Source organism: Ruminococcus sp. AF20-12LB (assembly GCF_003478985.1).
In the GTDB taxonomy this organism is placed as follows: Bacteria; Bacillota; Clostridia; order Lachnospirales; family Lachnospiraceae; genus Blautia_A.
This window is the reverse complement of the sequence record NZ_QUGH01000016.1, coordinates 1-15546: the sequence shown is the minus strand read 5'-3', so window position 1 is coordinate 15546 and position 15546 is coordinate 1. Positions and strand designations below refer to the sequence as shown.

Annotated in this window: 12 protein-coding genes; 1 reads left to right on the top strand and 11 read right to left on the bottom strand. The window is 44.9% G+C overall.

Annotation, left to right across the window (positions count from 1 at the left end; translation table 11 throughout):
* Positions 1–82: 82 nt before the first annotated feature.
* From pabB to ppdK, 7 genes are all read right to left on the bottom strand, one after another.
* Positions 83–1504: an aminodeoxychorismate synthase component I gene (gene pabB / locus DWX61_RS16205; protein ID WP_118626351.1), complete on the bottom strand. Its 1422-nt coding sequence runs from the start codon at positions 1502–1504 to the stop codon at positions 83–85.
* 36 nt (positions 1505–1540) lie between these two features.
* Positions 1541–2155 carry an anthranilate synthase component II gene (locus tag DWX61_RS16200; protein ID WP_118626349.1) on the bottom strand — a complete coding sequence of 205 codons (615 nt, stop codon included), beginning with the start codon at positions 2153–2155 and terminating at the stop codon, positions 1541–1543.
* Positions 2156–2276: 121 nt separating this feature from the next.
* Positions 2277–2486, bottom strand: coding sequence for a DUF1858 domain-containing protein (locus DWX61_RS16195; RefSeq protein ID WP_182434033.1), 210 nt, complete (start codon positions 2484–2486; stop codon positions 2277–2279).
* 145 nt (positions 2487–2631) lie between these two features.
* The gene (locus DWX61_RS16190; RefSeq protein ID WP_330575507.1) at positions 2632–3993 is read right to left on the bottom strand and encodes an MATE family efflux transporter; all 1362 of its coding nucleotides are present in this window, start codon (positions 3991–3993) and stop codon (positions 2632–2634) included.
* Between the two features lie 38 nt (positions 3994–4031).
* Complete coding sequence (locus DWX61_RS16185) at positions 4032–4496, bottom strand: GtrA family protein (RefSeq protein WP_015525821.1); 465 nt, start codon at positions 4494–4496, stop codon at positions 4032–4034.
* 135 nt (positions 4497–4631) lie between these two features.
* Complete coding sequence (gene rsmH / locus DWX61_RS16180) at positions 4632–5684, bottom strand: 16S rRNA (cytosine(1402)-N(4))-methyltransferase RsmH (RefSeq protein ID WP_118626405.1); 1053 nt, start codon at positions 5682–5684, stop codon at positions 4632–4634.
* 192 nt (positions 5685–5876) lie between these two features.
* The gene (gene ppdK, locus DWX61_RS16175) at positions 5877–8507 is read right to left on the bottom strand and encodes a pyruvate, phosphate dikinase (protein WP_118513621.1); all 2631 of its coding nucleotides are present in this window, start codon (positions 8505–8507) and stop codon (positions 5877–5879) included.
* A gap of 270 nt (positions 8508–8777) precedes the next feature.
* Between ppdK and DWX61_RS16165 the strand changes: the two genes are divergently transcribed.
* A complete protein-coding gene (locus DWX61_RS16165; protein ID WP_118513625.1) occupies positions 8778–9656 on the top strand; it encodes an aldose 1-epimerase family protein in 879 nt (292 codons plus the stop codon).
* Between the two features lie 136 nt (positions 9657–9792).
* On the opposite strand, the gene DWX61_RS16160 is transcribed toward DWX61_RS16165, so the two are convergent.
* From DWX61_RS16160 to DWX61_RS16145, 4 genes are read right to left on the bottom strand one after another with little or no spacing between them, the layout of a single operon-like run.
* Positions 9793–11973 (bottom strand): alpha-galactosidase, encoded by a 2181-nt coding sequence (locus DWX61_RS16160; RefSeq protein ID WP_118626345.1) that lies wholly within the window; start codon positions 11971–11973, stop codon positions 9793–9795.
* Between the two features lie 27 nt (positions 11974–12000).
* Positions 12001–12843 (bottom strand): carbohydrate ABC transporter permease, encoded by an 843-nt coding sequence (locus DWX61_RS16155; protein ID WP_118626343.1) that lies wholly within the window; start codon positions 12841–12843, stop codon positions 12001–12003.
* Complete coding sequence (locus DWX61_RS16150; protein WP_502696223.1) at positions 12843–13706, bottom strand: carbohydrate ABC transporter permease; 864 nt, start codon at positions 13704–13706, stop codon at positions 12843–12845. Before DWX61_RS16150 ends, DWX61_RS16155 begins: the two co-directional genes overlap by 1 nt.
* Before the next feature lie 17 nt (positions 13707–13723).
* Positions 13724–15019 (bottom strand): ABC transporter substrate-binding protein, encoded by a 1296-nt coding sequence (locus tag DWX61_RS16145; RefSeq protein WP_118626339.1) that lies wholly within the window; start codon positions 15017–15019, stop codon positions 13724–13726.
* Between the last annotated feature and the right edge of the window lie 527 nt (positions 15020–15546).

The window sequence follows — 15546 nt, the reverse complement described above, 5'->3', positions numbered from 1 at the left end:
ACCTCCCTCCTTATGAAGTATCCCTGTCAGATTCTCTGATCTTTCTACAGAGCCTTTTACTTTTACCGTTCTGTATGTTTCTCTACTGTAGCGCATCCAGGATCGCTTTCGCCTTCTGCAGTGTTTCCTCGTACTCAAATTCCAGATCTGACTCTGCTGTGATCCCGCCGCCAACGCCAAGGTGATATTTTCCGTTTTTATGAAGAGCTGTACGAATCACGATGTTGAAATCGCAGCTTCCGTCCAGTGTCAGATAGCCGATAGAGCCTGTATAAAGATTTCGCTTGCCGTGTTCCAGCTCGTCAATGATCTCCATGGCACGATATTTCGGCGCACCGGTAATAGAACCGCCGGGGAATGCAGCCTCCAGAAGATCCATAACATTTTTTCCGTCTTCCAGTTTTCCTTCAATATCCGATACCAGATGAAAAACCGTAGCGTATGCTTCCACTGTAAAAAGCTCGGTTACCTTCACGCTTCCCGGTGTACACACCCGGTTCAGATCATTTCGCTCCAGATCTACGATCATAAGAAGTTCACTCTTATCTTTTCCTGAATCCTGAAGCTCCCGACGGAGCATTTCATCTTCCTCAGATGTTACGCCACGTTTTCTTGTTCCCTTTATAGGACGAGTATTTACATGACGGTCTTTCATCTTCAGAAAACGTTCCGGAGAGGCACAGACGATCTGATAGTCTCCGAAATCCAGATATCCGCCGAAAGGAGACGGATTATTTTTTCGAAGATCATAAAAAACATCCAGAGGCGGTTTTTCGCTTTCAATAGTCAGCTGCTGCGTCATGTTGGCAATATAGATATCACCCTCTATAATATACCGGATCATCCGGTCTACTGCCTGTTTGTATTCTTCTTTTTCAAAATTGGGATGAACCTGGATCCTGAATTTCTCACGGTGAGAATTTTCCGTGACCATACTGTTTCCGGATTCCTTTTTTTCTCCTGTTTCCGATCCTTCCTTTTTCCCCGCCTCTGTAAATTCCCGGATTGCTTTTTCCATCGCTCCGATTTCTGCTGCAGCGTCTTCACTGATTCCATTTGACACAAGATAAGTTCTTTTTTCCTGACAGTCTTCTACAATAAAACAGTCATAAAACGTCAGAACTGCCTCCGGAACGGTCACAAGCTCCTTTTCTCCGGATGGTACTCCCATCTGTTTTCTTCCGTAATCATAGGAAAAATACCCTACTGCTCCGGATACGATGGGAAGTCCGCTGTTATTTTTGTCCTCATGGGTATTCAAATATTCCCGCATATAGTCTTCAAAGGTTGTCTCTGTTTCCGGTCTTCCATTGATAGTAAAGGTCTCTCCGTCCTTTACCAGCTTCAGATACGGACATCTTCCGATCACGGAATACCGTCCCAGATCGTTAACAAGGGAAGAATCCAGAAAAGCGGCTCCCAGTTCCTTTTCGTAGATCCGGAAGATCTCTGCTGCCGGAATATATGTGTCCAGTTTCTTTATGATACGATGATCTCTGTACATGTTCAAGCTCCTATTTATTTCCCGTATTTTCTCTGCTCAGGCTGTTTTTTCTATAGCTACCCTTTCCTGCTCCTGCTGAAATCTTTCCGCGATTTTGCAGAAATTCTCAAGAAGCTCATGACCGTATTCCGTAAGGACTGCTTCCGGATGAAACTGTACCCCGTATAACGGAAGGATTTTGTGGGAAATTCCCATCACTGCCCCGTCTTTGGAAACTGCATCTACCTGATATTCTTCCGGAAGACTTTCTCCACGGACAATCAGGGAATGGTATCTTGTCACTTTAAATTCTTCCGGCAGACCGGCAAACACTCCGGTTCCATAGTTGCGAATCTCTGTCACCTTTCCGTGCATGGGACGTTTTCCCTTTTCTACCACCGCACCTGCGCAGTGTCCCAACACCTGATGTCCCAGACAGACTCCTAAGATCGGAACCCTTCCCTGAAATCTGTTTACGGTTTCCACACAAAGGGCTGCGTCCCAGGGGCGTTTGGGGCCCGGAGAAAGAATGATTCCTTCCGGCTTCAGTTCCTCCAGTTCTTCCAGGGTGATCTCGTCGCAGCGCTTTACAAGGATCTCACGCCCCAGTTCCTCAAAATACGCTTTTAGATTATAAACAAACGAATCAAAATTGTCGATCATTACATACATGGTGTTTTCCTCCGCTTTTCCGTATAAAACGTGTAAAAAAAATAAGGGATAACAACGGCATGTCAAAAAAACATGCACAGTCGTTATCCCTTACGGTCCGTAATCTGTACGTTTCTGTTATTTATTTCTGGTTCTTGGTCTCTTCATAGTGATGGATGTCTGCCAGTACAGCGTTTACATCAAGTCCGTGTACCATACATGCCTCCTCAAGAGACTCACCGATAGAAGACGGACAGCCGATGCAGTGCATTCCTTCCTGCATAAGAATGTATGCAATCTTCTCATCGTATGCAAGCATCTCGCCCATTGTTGTTTTCTTTGTGATTTCCATGATCTATATTCTCCCTTCTGGATCTGTAATCTTACCCGGAATCCCGGTTTCCTGGTTTTTTTCCGCAGTTATAATATCATTATAACTGTATCTTCCATAATTGCAAGCCTAAATTTATTCTTTTCATTTTCTGTATTATGCCCACTCAGGCAACAGTTTCCTTTTTTCCCCTGCTCCACTTTTTCATCACATAAATATAATACGGAATCAGCGGGATCAGTGCCGCGATCCATGCAGCAGGATCCGCCAGACATACACCGGCAAAACTTGTTTTTCCTGCAACAAACATAACGATCGCACTTCTTGCCACCAGTTCAAACACACCGCCCAGCATGGGAACCAGGCCATATCCCAGTCCCTGAAGGCCGTTTCTGTAAAGGAAGATACTTCCAAGGAACGGATATGCCCAGAATACAGTATGAAAATAAGTAACAGAAACATTAATAACATCTGTCTGGGACTTGTCAATAAATAACCAGGTCATGTACTTTCCGAAAAAGAACATTATGATCATAGTGATCACACTCCAGATCAAGACCATGATCTGGGTATATTTCATTCCTTCTTTTACACGGTCCATCTTTCCGGCGCCACGGTTCTGTCCTACAAAGGTTGCCATCGTCGCACCAAAAGCTACAAATACAGTTACAATGATATTCTGTAGTTTTCCCGCAGCGGAAAATCCTGCCATGTATACAGAACCGTAAATATTTACAGCACCCTGTACAATAATGGTTCCGATCGCTGTGATGGAAAACTGAAGTCCCATGGGAATACCAAGGGCCAGCAGATAACGGAAGCTGGTAAAAGAAATTTCAAAGTTTTCTTTCTTCAGATGCAGGATCGGGAACTTTTTGATAATATAGATCAGGCAGCAGACTGCGGAAATTGCCTGTGCGATAACCGTAGCATAAGCACAGCCTTCCACTCCCATTCCGATTTTTACAATAAAAAGAATATCCAGGAACACATTGATCACTGCCGAAATGATCAGAAAATACAGCGGAGATTTTGAATCTCCAAGTGCGCGGAGAAACGCTGCCAGTGAATTATATGCCGCTGTTACGATCAGGCCTGCATAAATAATTCCCATATATCCCTTCACAGATCCCATCAGATCCTCCGGCGAATTCATCAGTCGTAGGATCGGTTCATTCAAAGCCTCAAAGCCAATGGTCATCACAATGGCAAAGGCTGCTGCCAAACAGATGGACATAGCTACGTAATGACGCATCTTATCATATTGCTTCGCCCCGAACCACTGGGATACCAGAATGGCAAAACCACTGCTCAGTCCGTTAAGCCATCCGGTAACAAAAAACATCAGTGAACCGGTGCTTCCGATCGCAGCCAGCGCATCTACTCCCAGGAACTGACCCGCAACAATGGAATCCGCAATATTATAAAACTGCTGAAAAATATTTCCAAGGCACATGGGAATCATAAACCGGATGATCAGGCTCACCGGATTCCCTACAGTCATATCATTTGTCTTGTCCTTTGTCAATTTCAGTTCAACTCCTTTCCTGCAAATATAAATATCTTTTACTTTTTAAAAACAATCAATTTACTGATCACATAATTCAATACGATCACAACCACCTGAGCAACAAGTTTCACTGCCATGCTGTTAAATCCAAGCCAGGTGATAAATACCGCAAGGATTGCTTCCTCCACAATCAGCGTAAAGAGCCGGCCTCCGAAAAACGAAGCCATCTGCTTTAAAAATCCGGCGGCGGAATCCACCTGCCCGTCGAATACCCATGTCCTGTTTGTAAAATACTGGAACAGTACGCAGACCACCCAGCAAATCACATTGGCGATCAGCGCATTCATGCCCAGGCCCTTATCCAGCCATGCATACAACGCAATGTTCAGAAAAAATGTGAGCCCTCCAAAAAACAGATACATCAGAACTTCCTTATGTTTCTTATAAAAAGGTTCAAATATATTCAGCACCGGAAGATGCATCAGTTTATCAAAAATGTCCTTCTTTTCCTCCACATCCATATCCTTTCTCCTATTCGGTTTAAGCCGCAGCTTTATCATATGTAAACTTATATAACATAGCAAAAAAAATCCCGGATGTCAACGCATTCCAGGATTTTTTTGTTTCTGTATCAGAACTGCTCTTTCACTCTTCACTCAGGCCTTCACAGCCCAGCGCATCTTCGTGGATCTGGCGCGGCCATTCTGTGCACATTCCTGTGCGGAAGGACGGATCACATCTTTTGAATAGTCAGAATAGATGCCGTCTTTATAGCCCTGCTTTAAGGCTTTCTTTACCAGCTTGTCCTCGCCGGAATGGAAGGTAAGGATCGCTACACGGCCGCCTGGCTTCAGAGCTCCAGGAAGTTTTTCCATAAAATCATAGAGGACCTCGAATTCCCGGTTCACATCAATACGCAGTGCCTGAAAAACTCTCTGGCATGTTTTTTTCACCGTGTCTTTCCTCTCTTTTTCAGGAAGGAAAGACAATGTCTTCTCAATGACTTCACGAAGCTTCGTAGTAGTATCTATGTGGTTTCCTCTTCGGATCTCATCTGTGATGGCCTTCGCGATCTCCTCACAATACGGCTCATCGGAATTCTCATCCAACATTCCGGCAAGCTCTTCTCTCGAAATGGTATCCAGCCGTTCCGCTGCGCTGATCCCGGTTTCCTGATTCAGCCTTAAATCCAGAGGGCCATCCACCTTAAAGGAAAACCCTCTCTTGGGATTGTCGATCTGCATGGAAGACACCCCAAGATCCGCCAGGATAAAATCAAAGCCACCAACTTCCTCTGCGATCTCATCAATAGTACAGAAATTCTGGAGTTTAATTGTCAGGATATCTTCTCCGAATCCCTGCTCTGCCAGACGTTTCCTTGTCTTGGCAGATTCTTCCGGGTCCACATCCGTGGCGTACATGTGTCCCTGACCTTTCAGGCATTCCAGCATGGCCTTTGTATGCCCACCGTAACCAAGTGTAGCATCAAATCCAACCTGCCCCGGCTTAATCTCCAGAAAATCAATGATCTCTTTCACCATAATGGAAATATGCATTCCAGCCGGTGTATTCCCCTTGCTGATCACATGTTCAATGGTATCTTTATATTTCTCAGGCTGAAGCTCTTTATATTTCTCCTCAAATTTCTTCGGATATTTTCCTTTATATCGTACCCGCCTCTTATGTGGTGTCTGTGATTCCTGGTTCATAAAATTCTCCTTATCCTCTGGCATTCTCTGCCCTGTTTCTTTCATGATACCATGAATCCTATTTTTCGTAAACCGTCGGAATACTTCAAAAAATATCATAAAGAAAAAACTCCTGACAATCTGTATTTCTACAGACTGCCAGAAGTTTTATATATGCTCAGACTGAAATTTCAGCCTGAAATGTATTCTTACTTATGCGTTCTTCTTAGCGATTGCTGCCTGTGCTGCTGCAAGACGAGCGATCGGTACACGGAACGGTGAGCAGGATACATAGTCAAGTCCGATCTCGTTGCAGAACTCTACGGAAGACGGATCTCCGCCGTGCTCACCGCAGATACCTACGTGAAGTTTCGGGTTAACCGGTTTTCCAAGCTCGATAGCCATCTTCATAAGTTTGCCGACACCTGTCTGGTCAAGCTTAGCGAATGGATCGTTCTCGAAGATCTTAGCATCATAGTATGCGTTAAGGAACTTACCAGCGTCATCACGGGAGAATCCGTATGTCATCTGTGTAAGGTCGTTTGTACCGAAGCAGAAGAAGTCAGCCTCTTTAGCGATATCATCAGCTGTAAGAGCTGCTCTCGGGATCTCGATCATAGTACCAACCTCGTACTCAAGGTCAGAACCAGCTGCTTTGATCTCAGCGTCTGCTGTCTCTACAACGAATTTCTTAACGTATTTAAGCTCTTTAATGTCACCAACAAGCGGAATCATGATCTCCGGTTTGATGTTCCAATCCGGATGATTCTTCTTAACGTTGATAGCTGCACGGATAACAGCGCTTGTCTGCATCTTAGCGATCTCTGGGTAAGTAACAGCAAGACGGCATCCACGATGTCCCATCATCGGGTTGAACTCGTGAAGGGAAGCGATGATTGTCTTGATCTGCTCTACAGTCTTGCCCTGAGCGTCAGCCAGTTTCTTGATGTCCTCTTCCTCTGTAGGAACGAACTCATGAAGTGGCGGATCAAGGAAACGGATGGTTACAGGATTTCCTTCAAGTGCCTCATAGAGTTTCTCGAAGTCTCCCTGCTGCTCCGGAAGGATCTTAGCAAGTGCTGCTTCTCTCTCCTCTACTGTCTCAGAGCAGATCATCTCACGGAATGCGTCGATTCTGTTGCCCTCGAAGAACATATGCTCTGTACGGCAAAGACCGATTCCCTCTGCACCAAGCTCACGAGCTTTCTTAGCATCAGCAGGAGTATCAGCGTTTGTACGAACTTTCATTGTTCTGTACTTGTCAGCCCATCCCATGATACGTCCGAACTCACCAGCGATCTTAGCATCTACAGTCGGGATAAGTCCGTCATAGATGTTACCTGTTGTACCATCGATGGAGATTGCATCTCCCTCATGGAACTCTTTACCAGCAAGTGTGAATTTCTTGTTCTCCTCATCCATAGCGATGTCGCCACATCCGGATACACAGCAGGATCCCATACCACGAGCAACAACGGCTGCGTGAGATGTCATACCACCACGAACTGTCAGGATACCCTGAGCAGCCTTCATACCTGTGATATCCTCTGGGGATGTCTCAAGACGAACAAGAACAACTTTCTCTCCTCTTGCAGCCCACTCAACAGCGTCCTCTGCAGAGAATACGATCTTACCGCAAGCAGCTCCTGGAGAAGCTCCAAGACCTTTGCCCATCGGTGTAGCAGCTTTCAGAGCAGCTGCATCGAACTGCGGATGAAGCAGTGTATCAAGGTTACGAGGATCGATCATTGCAACAGCCTCTTCCTCTGTTCTCATTCCCTCATCAACGAGGTCACAAGCGATCTTAAGAGCAGCCTGTGCAGTTCTCTTACCATTACGTGTCTGAAGCATATACAGTTTACCATGCTCTACAGTAAACTCCATATCCTGCATATCTCTGTAGTGTTTCTCCAGAGTCTCGCAAACCTGTTTGAACTGTACGAATGCTTCCGGGAACTTCTGCTCCATCTCGGAGATGTGCATTGGTGTACGAACACCGGCAACTACGTCCTCGCCCTGTGCATTAGTAAGGAACTCACCGAACAGGCCGTTAGCACCTGTAGCAGGGTCACGTGTGAAGGCAACACCTGTACCACAGTCATCACCCATGTTACCGAATGCCATCATCTGTACGTTAACAGCTGTACCCCAGGAATATGGGATATCATTGTCACGACGATATACGTTCGCACGTGGGTTGTCCCAGGAACGGAATACGGCTTTGATCGCACCAACCAGCTGCTCCTTCGGATCAGTTGGGAAATCAGAACCGATTTTGGATTTATACTCAGCTTTGAACTGGTCAGCAAGCTCATGCAGGTCAGCAGCTGTAAGCTCAACGTCCTGCTTAACACCTCTCTTAGTCTTCATCTCATCGATGAGCTCCTCGAAGTATTTCTTACCAACTTCCATAACTACGTCAGAATACATCTGGATGAATCTTCTGTAGCAGTCCCAAGCCCAACGCTCATTGCCGGATTTCTCAGCAAGAGTGTTAACAACTTCTTCATTTAAACCAAGGTTGAGGATTGTGTCCATCATACCAGGCATAGATGCTCTCGCACCAGAACGAACGGATACAAGCAGAGGATTTTCTTTGTCACCGAATTTCTTACCGGTAACTCCTTCCATCTTGGTAATTGCTTCCATGATCTGAGCCATGATCTCATCATTGATGGATCTGCCATCCTCGTAGTACTGTGTGCAGGCCTCTGTTGTGATTGTGAAGCCCTGCGGTACAGGAAGACCGAGGTTTGTCATCTCAGCAAGGTTGGCACCTTTGCCGCCCAGAAGATTTCTCATAGTAGCATTACCTTCTGTAAACATGTAAACCCATTTTGCCATTTTACATTTTCCTCCTAATTATTGTTCTTTAAAACATAAAAATGTATGTTTTCTACGCACATAATTATTGTATAGATTTCTCCTTCATTAGTCAAGGTTATTCTTCCAAAAAACAGCAATTTCTCTTGGTAAATCTGACAGATTTTCCAGTTATTTTTTCCATGGATCGTATTTTTCTCGTTATCGTCTGTAAAATGTGCTAAAATAGAAAAAAACATGCAGCAATTCCGGGGTAATATTACCCGAATGCTGTCATACAGGAGGTTTATCATGACACGAACGATTGAAAACAGCTTTCTTAAGATTTCCGTTTCCGACCACGGTGCTGAACTCACCGGAATCTATGACAAGACTAATGACAGGGAGATCCTCTGGCAGGCAGATCCGGCTTACTGGAAACGCCATGCGCCTGTACTTTTTCCCAACGTGGGACGTAACTACAAAGATATCTGGCGTCTGAACGGAAAGGAATATCCTTCCAGACAGCACGGCTTTGCAAGGGACAGCGATTTTATCTGCACGGATATTACCGATACTTCCCTTTCCTTTGTCCTTAAGTCCTCCGAAGAAACCCTGAAGGTTTATCCGTTTGCTTTCGCTCTGAAGATCACCTACACTCTGAAGGAGCATGACCTGGACGTATGCTGGGAAGTAGTTAATAATGATTCTGAAACTATGTATTTTACCATCGGCGGCCATCCGGCATTCCGTGTTCCGGTACGTGAAGGAGAATCCCAGAGCGATTACCGTCTTGCTTTTGAAGGCCTGGACGTTCTTACCTATCTCCTCATCGATACGTCTGCAGGAACAGTCATTGCTGACGAGCCACATACACTTTCCCTTGAAAACGGAACCTGTTCCATTGCTCCTCATATGTTTGATAAAGACGCTCTTGTTTTTGATAACGGCCAGATCCAAAAGGCCGGTATCCTCTTCCCGGACGGAACTCCATATCTGACACTTACCAGTGAGGGCTTCCCGAATTTCGGTATCTGGTCCGTACCCGGTGCTCCCTTTGTATGCCTGGAGCCGTGGATGGGACGCTGTGATGACTGTGGTTTTGAAAAATCGCTCTCTGAAAAAAATAATATCAACGTTCTGAAACCGGATGAAGAGTTTATTAAAAGCTATCAGATTACCGTCCACTGATCTTATAATTCTCAGAATACATAATATTTCATCACAAACGATCAAAAAATCCGCCGATCAGACAGTTATCAGAGAACTGTTCGATCCGGCGGATCTTTTATTTTATCTTTATTTCACAGATTAAAAAGGCTCTGTTTTATTCTCGCACAAAATGATACTGATAAGCTCTGTACTCCCCAAACTCTGCTGGAAGCGGCATTCCACCATGCATCAGAGCAGCTCCGGAATAGATCCTGCCGGTAGCCTGTTCCTTATACAGAGCACTCTCATCAAGTCCGCGAAGCTGCACATAATTCACAGTCATGTTTCCATGGATCTCCTCCATGACAACATTGAGCAGAACTTCTTCCTGAGAATTTCCAACGATCTCCCATGCACAGATCTCACTCTTAAACGGATCTGTCAGGCGATAGTATCGTCCGTTCTGGATCAGTGGCGCATACTTACGGAATTCCCCGATCTGGCTGCGGACCTCGTCTTTTTCTTCCTCAGTCAGCTTCAGAAGATCCAGCTCGTAGCCGAAGGTTCCGGACATGGCAACCACACCTCTGGTATGTAACGGAGTGATCCTTCCTGTCTGATGGTTCGGCACTGCAGACACATGTGCTCCCATGGCCGATACCGGATATCCGAAGGAAGTGCCATACTGGATTCGAAGCCTGTCAACAGCATCAGAGTTGTCGCTGCACCAGATCTGCGGTGTGTAATACAGCATGCCTGCGTCAAATCTTCCGCCACCGCCGCTGCAGCCCTCGATCAGAAGATCCGGATAACGGTTCACCATACGGTCCAGAAAATCGTACAATCCCAGGACATAATCATACATTACACGTCCCTGATCCTTGGTCATTACGGAAAATACATCCATCAGGCTTCGATTCATGTCCCATTTAACGTACTCAATATTGGCATTATCCAATACCGCACTGATCTGTCCGAAGATTCCATCTACAACTTCTTTTCTGGAAAAATCAAGTACCAGCTGATTTCTGGACCTCACTGGTTTTCTTCCCGGAATCGTAAGTGCCCAGTCCGGATGCTCGCGGTAAAGATCACTGTCCTCAGAGATCATCTCCGGCTCGACCCAGATACCGAATTTCACTCCGAGGTCATTGACTCTTTTTACCAGTCCGCCGAGAGTCTCTCCAAGCTTCTTCTCATTAACATACCAGTCCCCAAGACCACTGTTGTCATCGTCACGTTTTCCAAACCAACCGTCATCCAGAACCAGCATATCGATACCAAGGCTCTTTGCCTCTTTTGCCAGATTATATAAAGTCTCCCCTGTAAAATCAAAATATGCTGCCTCCCAGCTGTTTACCAGTACCGGACGAATCGCTGTTTTATATTTGCCGCGGCAGATATGGTGACGGATGCAGCTGTGCAGATTCTGGGAAAGACGGTTCATTCCCTGATCTGTGTAGCTTAAGATCACCTCAGGCGCATAGAAGGTCTCCCCGGCTTCCAGCGGATACCGGAAGCACTCCTCCTGTACACCAAGGAGCATTCTTGTCTGATTGTACTGATCCTTCAGAACCTCACCCTGGAAATTTCCACTGTATACAAAGGACATAGCATAGCAACCTCCATGATCCTCTGTAGTGTCCTTTTCTGCCAGGATCATCATCGGATTATACTGATGGCTGGATGTACCACGGACACTGCCGATCATCTGACTTCCGTGTGCTACCGGAACCCTCTGCAGATTCCGTTCCATGGCATGTCTTCCGTAAAAAGTAAGCAGGTCATAATCTCCGTAAAGAAAATCCAGTTCTGCGGACATCACCTTATTCACATAGATCTTCTCACTGCTCTGATTACGGACATAGACGCTTCTCGTAATGATATCCAGTTCCGGAAGTACACCGTAAAGAAGCATGGCCTCCACGCCGGTAGCCGGATCCTCCAGTACGATCTCCAGAGTCTGTGCCTCATCGTTCTCCGCATAAACAGCCGGAAGCCCCGGAAGGCTGTATTTACCGTCACGGATAGTATAGTTCTTGTAACGCATATCACAGCTCATGCTTCCGTCACCGTTTTCCAGCATCAGTGATGCACTGCGGAAATCTCCGTTTCCGTAGCAGGAAAGCTCCTGTGGAAGAGAGTCCATGGAATAGGTTCTGTCTGTTCCCGCATCATAGGGATTTCCGGAAAATCCTCTGTCATAGTAAGTCAGAAGATAATCCATGCAGCCTTCTGCCTTTTTACCATAATAGAGATGAAGAAGAAATCCGTACTGATCCACCTGCATCTGATATGTAGTTTCTTTTGTCTGCAGGGTAAACGTTCTGTCTTTCTCGCAGTAGATGATTCCCATATGTGAATCCTCCTTTTTCTTGTGTTTTTATTTTACGGCACCGTTTACAACACCATTTAAAATGTGCTTCTGGCAGATCAGATAAAACAGAAGGATCGGAAGCAGTGCCAGCAGATAAGAGGCAAACGCAAGGTTATAGTTTGTTCCGAACTGAGTCTGGAAATTCAGCTGTGCCAGAGGCAATGTGGTTCCACCTGTAGATCCGGACATGATAACCAGCGGAGTCATAACATCATTCCAAGTTCCAAGTGCTGTCAGAACTGCCACTGTGGCATGCATCGGCTTCATGATCGGAAAGATGATCTTCCAGTATGTTTTCCAGGTGCTGGCTCCATCCACACAGGCGGCCTCCTCAAGGGCCATCGGAATGTTTGTCAGATATCCGGAATAAAGAAGCACGTTCATAGGCATATAAAATACCGTATAAAGAATGATCACACCGACTTTGTTATCAAGCCCCATCTCAGCAGTCTGCTTTACAAGCGGCATCATCAGGATAGCAAACGGAACAAACATACCGCTCACTACATAGAGATAGATAAATTTATAAAATTTACTTCTCTTGTTTCTGGCTATAGCATAACCTAAAAGTGAATGAATTACAATAGCAAGAACCACTGTGATCACAGTGATCAATACACTGTTTCCAAGAGAATGCCAGAAGTCTGTTACCTCCATAGCTTCCCTGAAATTGGCAAGACTGAATTTCTGCGGCAGAGACAGGATCCCGGCTACACTGTTGGTCATCTCTGTCGGCTGCTTGAATGCGATCACAATTGTCATATAAAGCGGAAATACCACTGTGATAAGGCCAAGGATCAGAAGGATCGTTACCGGCCAGTTCGCTTTTTCCCTTACTTTCGTTTTCATTACAGCTGCTCCTCCTTTTTCCCTGTGATAGTCAACTGCATTGCAGAAATGATCACGATCACAATAAAGAATATAACCGCATTGGCACTCTGGAATCCAAACTGACCGCCACTCATACCATTGTTATAGATCAGATAGGAAATGGATTCTGTACTCTGTGCAGGACCACCTTTTGTCAAAGCCATGATCTGATCAAATACCATCAGGAAGTTTTTCACACAGAGAACCATGTTGATACTGAAAAACGGAACGATCAGTGGGAATGTCAGGTAACGGAACTTACTGAATCCGGTAGCACCATCAATAGCTCCTGCCTCGTATACATCCTCCGGCACTGTCTGAAGCCCGGAAATATAGATGATCGTATTCATTGCAATGGACTGCCATGCACACACGATCACGATGGCTACCCATGCAAGGCTCGTACTGGAAAGCATGCTGGAAGACAATGTTTTATTTCCGACCATCTTTCCGAATGCAGGCAGGATATATGTAAAGAAATAATTGAAAATATATCCTACGACCAGTGCGCCAAGTACATTAGGAATAAAATAAGCTCCACGCAGTGCACTCTTGAAACGGATCTTGCTGTTCAGTCCAAGTGCCAGGATCAGGCTGAGTACATTCGTTACGATAGTTGCCACGATGGCCAGCTTAAAGGTAAACAGATAGGAACCGCCAACACGGCTGTCTGTAAAAAGATCCTTATAGTTTCGAAGCCCTACCCAGTCATAGCTTCCATAGCCTTTAAAGTTTGTAAAGCTGTAGATCACACCCTTGATCAGAGGCAGTGTGTTAAAGCAGAAAAATAATGCCACGATCGGAATGGTGATCAGAAGAAAGGTCAGCTTTCTTCCACTCATAGATTTTTTTTCCATGATCAGTTCTCTCCTTCCCCGTTCTTCTCCTCATAGTCCTGTACTTTACGGATAATGTCACGGTTATATCTTGTCCAGTCTGTATCAAATTTTTTCAGGAATGCATCTTTATCCTTTTTCATCAGGAAGGTCTGTATCTGTGCATCCACAGCCATCTCTGTAGGATAATAATGATCCTGGTAGTCGGCCATCCTTCCCTCTTCTATGTATTCCTTCATACCATCCAGAGTAGCGGGAAGTGTGAAATCACCCTCTTTGCATGGAACTGCCTTCTGGTCATCCAGATATGTCTGTACATTTTCATCCTCAAGGAGAAAATCCAGCACTTCATAGGCAGCTTCCTTATTCTCACAGTCATTCATCACACAGAACTGAAGGTCAACTCCGGAATTCAGTTTGTTTTCTGACGGATCATTGCTTGCCGGTGTCACAAAAGAATCAATATCCATATCCGGGTTTACACTCTGGATCTGCGGGATCGCATAGCTTCCGATGGGATACATGGCAGCTTCCCCTTTTGCAAAAGCGGTGCAGGCTCCATTGTAATCATAGGCAAAGGGATCATCCGGTCCATACTGGATAAGCTCCAGCATACGGTCTGCTACTTCCTTATACTCTTTTTCAAAAGTAGTTTTTCCTTGGTTTACCTGATGGCATACATCAGATGGTGCAAGATCCACCGAAATAGAATTCCACGGTGCAAGACAGGTCCAAGTATCTTTAAATCCGAAATAAAGCGGCTGGATACCTGCATCCTGGATTTTCTGGCAAAGGCTCATAAATTCATCCCATGTAGTCGGGATCTGCCAGCCATGCTCCTTGAAAAGCTCACGATTGTAAAGGATCCCGGCGGCATTGGCCACGTAAGGAACCGCATAGACTCCGTCTTCCGGAACGAATTCCAGCGCTTTATCAATTTCTTTATATGCATCTTTGATCGAATCCAGTCCCTGATAATCGGAAATATCCATCAGCATATCAGAATCAATAAAATTGGAAAAGTTAACATCGCCTCCGATTCCGATGATATCCGGATTGTCCTCACGGATAAATCTTGTCTTCAACACAGTCATAGCATCGTTTGGGGATTCGATGGTAAGATGGATATCATCATGAGTGGCATTGAATTTTTCTTCCAGCTTTTCAAATGCCTTGACTGCTTCCGGTTTATACTGCACAAGTTCGATCTCTGTCTTTCCGCTGTCCTTTTTACCTGTGCCGCATCCGCTCAATGTAACGGAAGCTGCCATGGTAAAAGCAAGTCCCATACAGAGGATCCATTTACTTCTGTTGCGCATCTTGTAATGCTCCTTCCTTTTCCTTTTATTTGATAAGTCGGATATCACCCATTTAACTGATATGGCCATCCGGGTTCTCCAATACTTATTCTCTGGTTTCTTTTTTCTGAAATCTATTTTAACATAGCTTTATGCTTGCATAAATAGCAGCGTTTTTCTTGTTTTATATCAAAATGCAATTTTTCTCTGTCTTCATTAAAGTCATCTAGCATTTTGATATATTTTATACCTATATCACTACTTTTATCTAAAATTAGTATATTCCAGATTTATCGAAAATCAATAGGTTTCTCGAGAAACTTGATTTCCTCACAAAGTTTGATCGATTATTTTTCTCTTTTTTGTATATTTTACAGGCTGTCTTTGTAATTACATTTTTATACATATGTTGAAGTTCCCTGCTGTTTTAACAAATGTAGCAAGAATTCTCCCACCTCTTCAGGTGGTGAGATAAATTGCACATCTGAGCATATCTGCTCAAAAAAATCTCTATAGTATAAAAGAAACACTTGTTCTCCCTTCCCTGA

What these genes read in the sequence shown, in the direction of transcription:
- DWX61_RS16165 (WP_118513625.1), top strand. Translation starts at nt 8,778, where the DNA reads ATGACACGAACGATTGAAAACAGCTTTCTTAAGATTTCCGTTTCCGAC.
- ppdK (WP_118513621.1), bottom strand. Translation starts at nt 8,507, where the DNA reads ATGGCAAAATGGGTTTACATGTTTACAGAAGGTAATGCTACTATGAGA.
- DWX61_RS16185 (WP_015525821.1), bottom strand. Translation starts at nt 4,496, where the DNA reads ATGGATGTGGAGGAAAAGAAGGACATTTTTGATAAACTGATGCATCTT.
- DWX61_RS16145 (WP_118626339.1), bottom strand. Translation starts at nt 15,019, where the DNA reads ATGCGCAACAGAAGTAAATGGATCCTCTGTATGGGACTTGCTTTTACC.
- pabB (WP_118626351.1), bottom strand. Translation starts at nt 1,504, where the DNA reads ATGTACAGAGATCATCGTATCATAAAGAAACTGGACACATATATTCCG.
- DWX61_RS16160 (WP_118626345.1), bottom strand. Translation starts at nt 11,973, where the DNA reads ATGGGAATCATCTACTGCGAGAAAGACAGAACGTTTACCCTGCAGACA.
- rsmH (WP_118626405.1), bottom strand. Translation starts at nt 5,684, where the DNA reads ATGAACCAGGAATCACAGACACCACATAAGAGGCGGGTACGATATAAA.
- DWX61_RS16155 (WP_118626343.1), bottom strand. Translation starts at nt 12,843, where the DNA reads ATGAAAACGAAAGTAAGGGAAAAAGCGAACTGGCCGGTAACGATCCTT.
- DWX61_RS16195 (WP_182434033.1), bottom strand. Translation starts at nt 2,486, where the DNA reads ATGGAAATCACAAAGAAAACAACAATGGGCGAGATGCTTGCATACGAT.
- DWX61_RS16150 (WP_502696223.1), bottom strand. Translation starts at nt 13,706, where the DNA reads ATGAGTGGAAGAAAGCTGACCTTTCTTCTGATCACCATTCCGATCGTG.
- DWX61_RS16200 (WP_118626349.1), bottom strand. Translation starts at nt 2,155, where the DNA reads ATGTATGTAATGATCGACAATTTTGATTCGTTTGTTTATAATCTAAAA.